An 8,996-nucleotide genomic window follows, 5' to 3' on the forward strand; every position below is an offset into this window, starting at 1 on the left:
GTTCTCCAGCAGTTCGGCCACGAGGTGGGTGAGGTCGGAGACGGCGGGGCCGATGACGGCGACGCGGGGCAGCCGCCGTACCTCCACCCGCTCGTAGTCCTCCACCTCGGCGACGGAGGCGCGGACGACGTCCATCAGCCGTACCGGGCGGCGCCACTGGCGGGAGGGGGCGGCGCCGGAGAGGATCACCAGACCCTCGGCGTGGCGGCGCATGCGGGTGGTGAGGTGGTCCAGCCGGAAGAGGTCGGCGAGTTCGTCGGTGTCCTCGGTGCGGCGCTCCATGGTGTCCAGCAGGGTGAGCTGCTTGTGCAGCAGCACCTGGCTGCGGCGGGCGAGGTTGACGAACACCTCGGAGACCCCGGCGCGCAGTTCGGACTGCTTCACGGCGGCCTCGACGGCGGCGCGCTGGAGGGTGTTGAGGGCGCGGCCGACCTCGCCGATCTCGTTCTGGTCGTAGTCGGGCCGGGGCACCTCGCTCTCCACGTCGACCGGTTCGCCCGCGGAGAGGCGGCGCATGACGTGGGGCAGCCGGACGGCGGACGCCTCGTGCGCCTCCGTCCGCAGCCGCTTGAGGTCGCGGATGAGACGGCGGCCGACGCGCACCGACAGGACCAGGGAGACGAGGAGGGCCGCGAGGCCGAGGATGCCGACGGCGGCGGCCTGGGCGATGACCCCGTAGGTGACGGGCCGTACCCGGTCGCGGAAGCGGTGGCCGGCCTGGTCGTCCATGGTGCCGAGGTCTTCGAGGACGCCGCCGGCGACGGCGTGCCAGCTCGCGGTGGTGACACCGCGCGGGATGCCGGCGCCGGTGTCGATGACCTCGCGCTCGGCCGCCCGCAGGGGGGAGGTGGTGGCGTTGCGCCAGTAGCTCGCGTAGCGGTCGCGTTCCGGAGCCGGCAGCAGCGGCAGGCTGACGTCGTAGAGGAGGGTGCGCTGGGCGACGAGGTCGGAGACCTGGCGGGCCTCCTCGCGGGAGAGGCTGCCGACCACCAGGGCGGAGCCGAGGATGGCGTCCTCGCGGGAGAGCAGTTCGCGGGCGCGGCCGGTGTTGACGAGCGCACCGGCCTGCTTGTCCATCTCGACGTCGTCGACGCCGTCGACCGCGGCGACCAGGGCGTAGCAGGGGTCGACCAGGCGGTTGTAGAGGTCGAGCGCCCCGGCGCGGGTGACGGTGCGCTCCTCGACGCTGCGGCGCAGGGACTCCAGGCCGCCGAGGGCGTCGAGCGCGGTGGTGAGGCGTTCGCCGTCCTCGCCGCGCAGCGCGTCGCGGGTCCTGGGGTTCCGGGCGTTGGCGCGGAGGGTGGCCAGGGCCCGGTCGGTGGCGGTGCGCGAGCGGTGCAGTTCGGCGAGGGCGTCTGCGGCGCGCGGGTCGGCGAGGTAGACGAGGCTCTGGCGGCGCTCGTGCTGGAGGTCGCGGACGGTGTCCTCGGTGGGGTGGCCGATGTCCTTCACGGCGCGTGAGACGCGCAACGAGCGGGCGACCTCACTCCCCGTCAGAACCGTGGCGAACGCCCACACGACGGTCAGGGCCACCAGCGGCACGAGAAGCAGCGCCACGATCTTCCGGCGGATCGACTTCCCGCGAAACCGCATGGCCTCCCCCAGCTCGACCCCTCACCCGGGGGTACGTGTGTCCGACTCGGAACGGCGCGAGCCTACTACCGCCCCACAAGTGCCTCGTAGGCGCGTCTGATGCGTGAACTCCCCTATGCCAGGCGGTAGATGGCGAGTTGTCCGGGCATTGGGGGAGATTGCGGCCGTGACGGGAGGGGTCCAGGGGAAGCGGGCCGAAACAGTACGGACAACGGTTGGCTGGAAATTTTCACAAGTCGGGAATCTTCGAGTCGCCTCGTTCGTCGTTCACATGGGGAAACGGGGAGGGAATCGGCCACACCGGCCGCGTCCTTCGCCCCGGCCGCGTAAAACAGCGCAAGCCGGGCAGCCACTGGGGAGTCGGGGCCTTCGGGTTCCGGGGCGAGCGGTTTGCCGGCGGTGGGGAGTGACACGGTGATGGGCACGGCTGAGCGGCGCGGTGCGCCCGAGGTTGGCGTGGCGGAGCGCCCGGCGCGGATTCCGGGCCAGGTGGGTCCGGAGCGCGGGACACCGGCGCGTACGCCGGGTGGCGTGAGAGCCGGGCGGCGGCAGGCGGAGTACCGGCCGCTGTGGGTGGAGGAGCCCGCGAAACGGCGCCGGATGGCGGACCCGGTGCGTACGGCGGCGGTGCGGGCGGTGCTGGTCATCGCGGTGACGCTGATCCAGGCGATGGTGGCGTTCCTGTGCACGCTGGCCGGGTCCTGGGCGGCGTTCCCGATGGTCATCAGCAGCGTGGTGAGCACGGTCGTGGCCACCTGGGCGGTGGTCGACGTCTGGGTGACCCGCCAGGTCTGGAACCAGCGGTACGGAGTGGTCTCCGAGCCCAGCAGCACCGCGCGGCAGCTGCGCCGGGAGCGGCGGGCGGCGCGGCGCCGCGAGCGCACCGCGCGCCGGGACCAGGAGCGGATAGCCAGGCGGGCCGGCGCGAAGCGGCTGTCCCACCCCTGAGGCAACCGACCCGCGCGGACTCACGTCGTGGCGGTCTCCACGGCCCGGCCGAGTGCGCGCCGGGCGCGGGTGAAGGGCCGGGGCCGGTCCACCGCGAGCACGGCGACGGTGGTGCCCGCACGTTCGTAGCGGGCCAGGAAGCCTCCGTCGCCGGGGCCTTCGTCGGACACTTCCCCCTCGGTGACCCGGACGGTGTCGCCCGCTCGGTAACGGCCGGCGAACTGGATGCGGGAGCCGTACTGGTCGGACCAGAAGTAGGGCACCGGCCGCAGAGTGGCGAGGGTGCGTCCGGCGAGCAGGTTGGTGACGGCGACGCGGGGCTGCTCGGTGGCCGAGGTCCAGTGCTCGGCGCGTATGCCCCCGGCGCGGGCCACGTCGCCGACGGCGACCACCTGAGGCAACGCGGTCACGCATCCGTCGTCGCAGAGCACGCCGTCGCCGAGAGCGAGCGTCGAGCCGGTCAGCCAGGCGGTGTTCGGGAGGGCGCCGATGCCCGCGATCACGACGTCCGCGGTCAGGGTGCGGCCGTCGGCCAGCTCCACGGCCGTGGCCGACCCGGTGCGGCCGATGCGCGTCACGCCGGTGCCGGTGCGGAGCCGCACGCCGCCCCGGCGGTGGAGCGTGGCGCACACGGCGGCCATCTCCGGACCGAGTTGGGGCAGCAGGGGCAGCGGGGCGGCTTCGAGCACGGTGACGTCGTGGCCGAGGGCGGCGCAGGACGCGGCGGTCTCGGCGCCGATGAAGCCGCCGCCGATCACGACGACCCGCTGGGGGCCCCGGGTGAGCCGGGTGCGCAGGGCGCGGGCGTCGTCCAGGGTCCGCAGGGTGCGGACGTCGGGCGGGGCGCCGGGGAGTCGGCGTGCCGTGGCGCCGGTGGCGATGACCAGCCCGTCGGTGGCGAGGGTGCGGCCGTCCTCCAGCAGTACGGTGCGGGTCCCGGTGTCGAGGCCCCGCGCGCGGACGCCGAGCAGCCACTCGGCGTCGAGGTCGGCGGTCTCCTCGGGGTCCGCCAGGGTGAGTTGGTGCTCGTCGGCGCGGCCGGTGAGGAAGTCCTTGGAGAGCGGCGGGCGGTCGTAGGGCGGGTGCGGTTCGTCGCCGACGACGACCAGCCGGCCGTCGTACCCCTGCGCGCGCAGCTCGCGGGCCGCGTACAGCCCGGCGAGAGAGGCGCCGACGATGGTCACGGTCCTCATGTGCGGTGACTCCTTGTCCGCGGGGGCGCGGTCAGGCGGCCGTTCCCTCGCGCACCGTGACATGGACGTGGATCACGCCGTCGTCCACGGTGACGAGGTGGGTGCGCAGGGCGTGCCGGGCCGGGAGGCAGGTCGGGGCGCCCGTGCGCAGGTCGAACGCGGCGGCGTGCAGCGGGCATTCGATCAGACACCCCTCCAGCCAGCCCTCGGAGAGCGAGGCGTCCTGGTGGGTGCAGGTGTCGTCGACTGCGTAGAGAGAGCCGTCGTCGGTGCGGAACACGGCGATCGGCGGGGCGGTGTCGAGCCGGACGGACTCGCCCTCGGGGAGGTCTTCGAGACGGCAGACGGGAATCATGGATACCCCCCTCTCGGTCCGGGACGCTCGGTCCGGACCGGACAGGTGCAGACGGCAGGATGCGAGGGTGCGGCAAGGGCGGGGGCGCGGTGGACCGGGCAGGTCCGAGTGATCCGCACCCCTTCCGGGACACGGACGCTTCGGTAACATGATGTTCCGCAGGGCGCACGAACATGCGCTGTGCGCAACAGAATCCGCGCGGGACGGCCGTCGCGTCAAGGGCTCCCCGCAGACGCGGCCCGAACCGGGCCGGCAGATGGTGGGAGTCGAGCCATGAGCCGCACGCAGAAGCGGGCCGACCGCGGCGACGAGACCAGGGCGGACGACGATTCCCCGGAGCGGGGCAGAGGTCGCGGTGCGGCCGGTTCCGTGCAGTCGGTGGACCGCGCCGTGAGCGTGCTGGAGATCCTCGCCCGGCACGGTGAGGCGGGTGTCACCGAGATCGCCGGGGAACTGGACGTGCACAAGTCCACCGCGTTCCGGCTGCTCGGCGTCCTGGAGAACCGGGGCCTGGTGAGCCAGGCCAGCGACCGCGGCAAGTACTTCCTGGGCGCCGGCGTGCTGCGCCTCGCCGGAGCGGCGGCGGTCCGGCTGGACATCTCCCAGGAGGGCGTCCCCGTCTGCCGCGAGACCGCCGACGAACTCGGCGAGACGGTGAACATCGCGGTGCTGGACGACGACGCCGCCGTCAACGTCATGCAGGCCCGCGGCGCCGCCTCGGTCACCGCGCAGAACTGGCTCGGCAGGCGCACCCCGCTGCACGCCACCTCCAGCGGCAAGGTGCTGCTCGCGCACATGCCGCCCACCCTCCGCGAGGGCTTCCTCGCCCGGCCACTGCCCCGGTTCACCGAGCGCACGGTCACCGGCGCGGCCCTGCTGCGGACCGAGCTGGAGTCCGTGCTGACGCGCGGATACGCCGTGACCACCGACGAGTTGGAGCTGGGTCTCGCCGCCGCGGCCGCGCCGGTCCGGGCGCACGACGGCAAGGTCATCGCGGCGATCAGCGTCTCCGGGCCGGTGTACCGGCTGGGCCCGGAGCGGCTGCCGGTGGTGGCGAAGCGGATGGTGGCGGCGGGCGAGGAGCTGTCCCGGCGCATGGGCTACGGCTTCTGACGGAGGGCCGGGCGGACGTTCGGCGGCCCGGCCATCACGCCGCGGCACCGGGGAGTCGCCGGTGCCGCGCCGCCGTGTGCAGGGGCTTCGCCTCTCCATGTGTCGGGACGGTTTCGGCGACCCCGACTCCTTTTGCCAAGGGTTCACACACACCTCTTGACGGTGCTGTCGCGGCGTTCTCACTATGTTCCCCACCACGCAACCCATCGTGCGATGCGCAACAGCAGAGGCACCGGTCGGCGCCCGACCTCCCCCACCCCCGTCCGCACAAGGAGGGGCATGTCCGCAACGCCCGAAGACCTTCCGTATCCGTCACCCGAGACCTCCCCGCGCGTCGTCGTCGTCGGCGCCGGAATCGTCGGCTGCTCGCTCGCCGACGAGCTGACCGCGCGGGGCTGGACGGACGTCACCGTTCTCGAACAGGGCCCGCTGCCCGCCCCCGGCGGCTCCACCTCGCACGCGCCGGGGCTGGTGTTCCGGACCAGCCCGTCGAAGACGCTGACCGGGTTCGCCCGGTACACCGTGGAGAAGTTCGGCTCGCTCAGCCACGACGGCGTCCCCTGTTTCGAACCGGTCGGCGGTCTGGAGCTGGCCACCACCCCCGAGCGCCTCGCCGACCTGCACCGCAGGGCCGGGCTGGCCGCGGCCTGGGGCGTGCGGGGCGAGGTGGTGAGCGCCGCCCGCTGCAAGGAACTCTGGCCGCTGCTGGACGAGTCCGCGGTGCTGGGCGGCTTCCACACGCCGGAGGACGGGCTGGCCCGTGCCGTACTCGCCTGCCGCGCCCAGCTCGACCGGGCCACCGCGCGCGGCGCCCGTTTCCTCGACCGGCACACCGTCACCGGCATCGAGCGGGCGGACGGCCGGGTCAGCGGCGTCGTCACCGACCGGGGCGTCTTCCCGGCCGACCACGTCGTCTCGGCGGCCGGCTTCTGGGGCCCGGTGATCGGGCGGATGGCCGGGGTCGACGTGCCGCTGCAGCCGCTGGCGCACCAGTACGCGCGGACCCGGCCGCTGCCCGAGCTGAGCGGGGCACGCGTGGAGGCGACCCTGCCCATCCTCCGCTTCCAGGACGCCGACCTGTACTTCCGGGAGCACCACGACCGGATCGGCATCGGCTCCTACGCGCACCGGCCGCTGCCCGTGGACCCGTTCGGCGTGCCGGGGTACGACGCGGCGCGGGGGCGGGGGATGGAGATGCCGTCCTCGTATCCCTTCACCGAGGAGGACTGGGCGCCGAGCTGGGCGGATGCCCGGCGGCTGGTGCCGGCGTTGCGCCGGGCGGAGGTGGAGAGCGGGTTCAACGGGGTGTTCTCGTTCACCCCGGACGGCATGCCGCTGCTCGGGGAGAGCCGTGAACTGCGCGGTTTCTGGCTGGCGGAGGCGGTGTGGGTCACGCACTCCGCGGGTGTGGCCCGGGCGGTGGCCGAATGGATGGTCCACGGCCGGCCGTCGATCGACGTGCACGACTGCGATGTCACGCGATTCGAAGGAGCGCAGCGTTCACCCGCGTACGTCCGTGAACGCGCTTCACAGCAGTTCGTCGAGGTGTACGACGTCACCCATCCCCTCCAGCCGATGGAGCGACCCCGCCCGCTGCGGGTCAGCCCCTTCCACGCCCGGCAGGAGCAGCTCGGCGCGTTCTTCCTGGAGGGCGGCGGCTGGGAGCGCCCTCACTGGTACGAGGCGAACGCTCCGCTGGTGGCCTCCCTCGACGCCGAGTCGCCCGGACGCGACCCCTGGTCGGCCCGCTACTGGTCCCCCGTCGCCGCAGCCGAGGCCCACGCCACCCGCGAGCGCGTCGCCCTCTACGACATGACCCCCCTGCGCCGCCTGGAGGTGACCGGCCCCGGCGCCCTGGACTTCCTCGACCGCATGACCACCAACCAGCTCCGCAAAAGGCCCGGCGCCGTCACGTACACCCTGCTCCTGGATGACAACGGCGGTATCCGCTCCGACCTGACCGTGGCCCGCCTCGCCGAGGACCACTTCCAGATCGGCGCCAACTCCGCCGCCGATCTCGACCACCTCGTCCGGCACGCCCCCGCGGGAGTACAGGTCCGGGACATCACCTCCGGCACCTGCTGCGTCGGCGTCTGGGGCCCGCTGGCCCGCGCCCTGGTGCAGCCGTTGACCGGGGACGACTTCTCCCACGAGGGCTTCGGCTACTTCCGCGCCAGGCGCGTCCACATCGGTCATGTCCCGGTCACCGCCATGCGCCTGAGCTACGTCGGCGAGCTGGGCTGGGAGCTGTACACCACCGCCGACCTCGGCCTCAGGCTCTGGGACACCCTGTGGGAGGCGGGCCGGGAGCTGGGGGCGGTCGCGGCCGGACGCTCGGCGTTCAACTCGCTCCGGCTGGAGAAGGGCTACCGCGCCTGGGGCACCGACATGACCGCCGAGCACACCCCGGCCGAGGCGGGCCTCGGCTTCGCCGTACGGATGGACAAGGGCGACTTCGCGGGCCGCGACGCCCTGCGCGACCGCCCCGAGCCCACCCGCAGGCTGACCCCGCTGCTGCTGGACGACCCGGCCGCCGTGGTACTCGGCAGCGAACCGGTGTCGGTGGACGGCACGACGGCGGGCCACGTGACCAGCGCGGGGTACGGCTACACGCTGGGCCGGTGCGTCGCCTACGCGTGGCTCCCGGCCGGCCTCGCCCCCGGTACGGGCGTGCACATCGGGTACTTCGGCGAGAAGGTCCCCGCGACCGTCGCCGAGGAGCCGCTGTTCGACCCGGAGATGACCCGCATCCGCCGCTGACGAGACGCCCCCCGCCCCACCCCAGGAGGTCCGACAAAGTGTCCCCCACCTACGACGTGATCGTCATCGGCCTGGGCGGCATGGGCAGCGCCGCCGCCCACCACCTCTCCGCCCGCGGTGCGCGGGTGCTCGGGCTGGAGAAGTTCGGCCCGGTGCACAACCGGGGCTCAAGCCACGGCGGTTCCCGCATCACCCGCCAGTCCTACTTCGAGGACCCGGCGTACGTACCCCTGCTGCTCCGCGCCTACGAGCTGTACGAGGAGCTGGAGCGGGCCACCGGCCGGGAGGTCTCCGTCCTGTGCGGCGGCGCGATGGTCGGCCGGCCGGACTCCCGTACCGTCTCCGGCTCGCTTCGCTCGGCCACCGAGTGGGATCTGCCGCACGAGATGCTGGACGCCAAGGAGATCAGGCGCCGCTTTCCCACCCTGGCCCCGGCCGACGACGAGGTGGCCCTCTTCGAGGCGAAGGCGGGCCTGCTGCGCCCGGAGAACATGGTCGCCGCCCATCTCCAGCTCGCGACCCGGCAGGGCGCGGAGCTGCGCTTCGAGGAACCGGTGGCGCGCTGGGAGCCGTACCGGGACGGGGTGCGCGTGCACACCGGCGAGAACACGTACACCGCCGGGCAACTGGTGATCTGCCCCGGCGCCTGGGCGCCCCGGCTGCTGGCGGACATCGGCGTGCCGATCACCGTGGAGCGGCAGGTCATGTACTGGTTCCAGCCGACGGGCGGCACCGCGCCGTTCGAGCCGGAACGGCATCCCGTCTACATCTGGGAGGACGCGGACGGCGTCCAGGTGTACGGCTTCCCCGCCATCGACGGCCCCCGGAAGGGCGCCAAGGTCGCGTTCTTCCGCAAGGGGCAGCACACCACGCCGGAGACCATCGACCGGACGGTGCACGAACACGAGGTCCGGGCCATGGCGGACCACATGGCCGCGCTGATCCCCGACCTGCCCGGCACCTTCCTGAAGGCCGCCACCTGTATGTACTCCAACACCCCGGACGAGCACTTCGTGATCGCCCGGCACCCCGCC

General features: G+C 73.5%; 7 protein-coding genes. 4 read left to right on the forward strand and 3 right to left on the reverse strand.

Going from position 1 to position 8,996, the window contains the following annotated elements; genetic code table 11:
• Window positions 1–1,593 (reverse strand): nitrate- and nitrite sensing domain-containing protein (locus CCN33_RS27020; protein WP_140394696.1); only part of this gene is annotated, 1,593 nt, incomplete at its 3' end.
• 417 nt (window positions 1,594–2,010) lie between these two features.
• Between CCN33_RS27020 and CCN33_RS27025 the strand changes: the two genes are divergently transcribed.
• Window positions 2,011–2,541 (forward strand): hypothetical protein, encoded by a 531-nt coding sequence (locus tag CCN33_RS27025; protein WP_086696056.1) that lies wholly within the window; start codon window positions 2,011–2,013, stop codon window positions 2,539–2,541.
• A gap of 20 nt (window positions 2,542–2,561) precedes the next feature.
• Here the strand turns inward: CCN33_RS27025 and CCN33_RS27030 are convergent, their stop codons facing one another.
• Window positions 2,562–3,734 (reverse strand): NAD(P)/FAD-dependent oxidoreductase, encoded by a 1,173-nt coding sequence (locus CCN33_RS27030; RefSeq protein ID WP_208621910.1) that lies wholly within the window; start codon window positions 3,732–3,734, stop codon window positions 2,562–2,564.
• Between the two features lie 31 nt (window positions 3,735–3,765).
• Window positions 3,766–4,089, reverse strand: coding sequence for a bifunctional 3-phenylpropionate/cinnamic acid dioxygenase ferredoxin subunit (locus CCN33_RS27035; RefSeq protein WP_086696057.1), 324 nt, complete (start codon window positions 4,087–4,089; stop codon window positions 3,766–3,768).
• A gap of 273 nt (window positions 4,090–4,362) precedes the next feature.
• Here CCN33_RS27035 and CCN33_RS27040 point away from each other — a divergent pair, with 273 nt between their 5' ends.
• From CCN33_RS27040 to solA, 3 genes are all read left to right on the forward strand, one after another.
• On the forward strand, window positions 4,363–5,202 hold the full coding sequence (locus CCN33_RS27040; protein WP_208621911.1) for an IclR family transcriptional regulator: 840 nt from the start codon (window positions 4,363–4,365) through the stop codon (window positions 5,200–5,202).
• Between the two features lie 279 nt (window positions 5,203–5,481).
• A complete protein-coding gene (locus CCN33_RS27045; protein WP_086696058.1) occupies window positions 5,482–7,962 on the forward strand; it encodes a GcvT family protein in 2,481 nt (826 codons plus the stop codon).
• A 38-nt stretch (window positions 7,963–8,000) separates the two neighbouring features.
• Window positions 8,001–8,996 (forward strand): N-methyl-L-tryptophan oxidase (solA, locus tag CCN33_RS27050; RefSeq protein ID WP_086696059.1); only part of this gene is annotated, 996 nt, incomplete at its 3' end.

This window comes from Streptomyces recifensis (genome assembly GCF_002154615.1).
Classification (GTDB): Bacteria; Actinomycetota; Actinomycetes; order Streptomycetales; family Streptomycetaceae; genus Streptomyces; species Streptomyces griseoluteus.

Coding starts and splice junctions, on each gene's coding strand:
- CCN33_RS27030 (WP_208621910.1), bottom strand. CDS start 3,734: ATGAGGACCGTGACCATCGTCGGCGCCTCTCTCGCCGGGCTGTACGCG.
- CCN33_RS27035 (WP_086696057.1), bottom strand. CDS start 4,089: ATGATTCCCGTCTGCCGTCTCGAAGACCTCCCCGAGGGCGAGTCCGTC.
- CCN33_RS27025 (WP_086696056.1), top strand. CDS start 2,011: ATGGGCACGGCTGAGCGGCGCGGTGCGCCCGAGGTTGGCGTGGCGGAG.
- CCN33_RS27045 (WP_086696058.1), top strand. CDS start 5,482: ATGTCCGCAACGCCCGAAGACCTTCCGTATCCGTCACCCGAGACCTCC.
- CCN33_RS27040 (WP_208621911.1), top strand. CDS start 4,363: ATGAGCCGCACGCAGAAGCGGGCCGACCGCGGCGACGAGACCAGGGCG.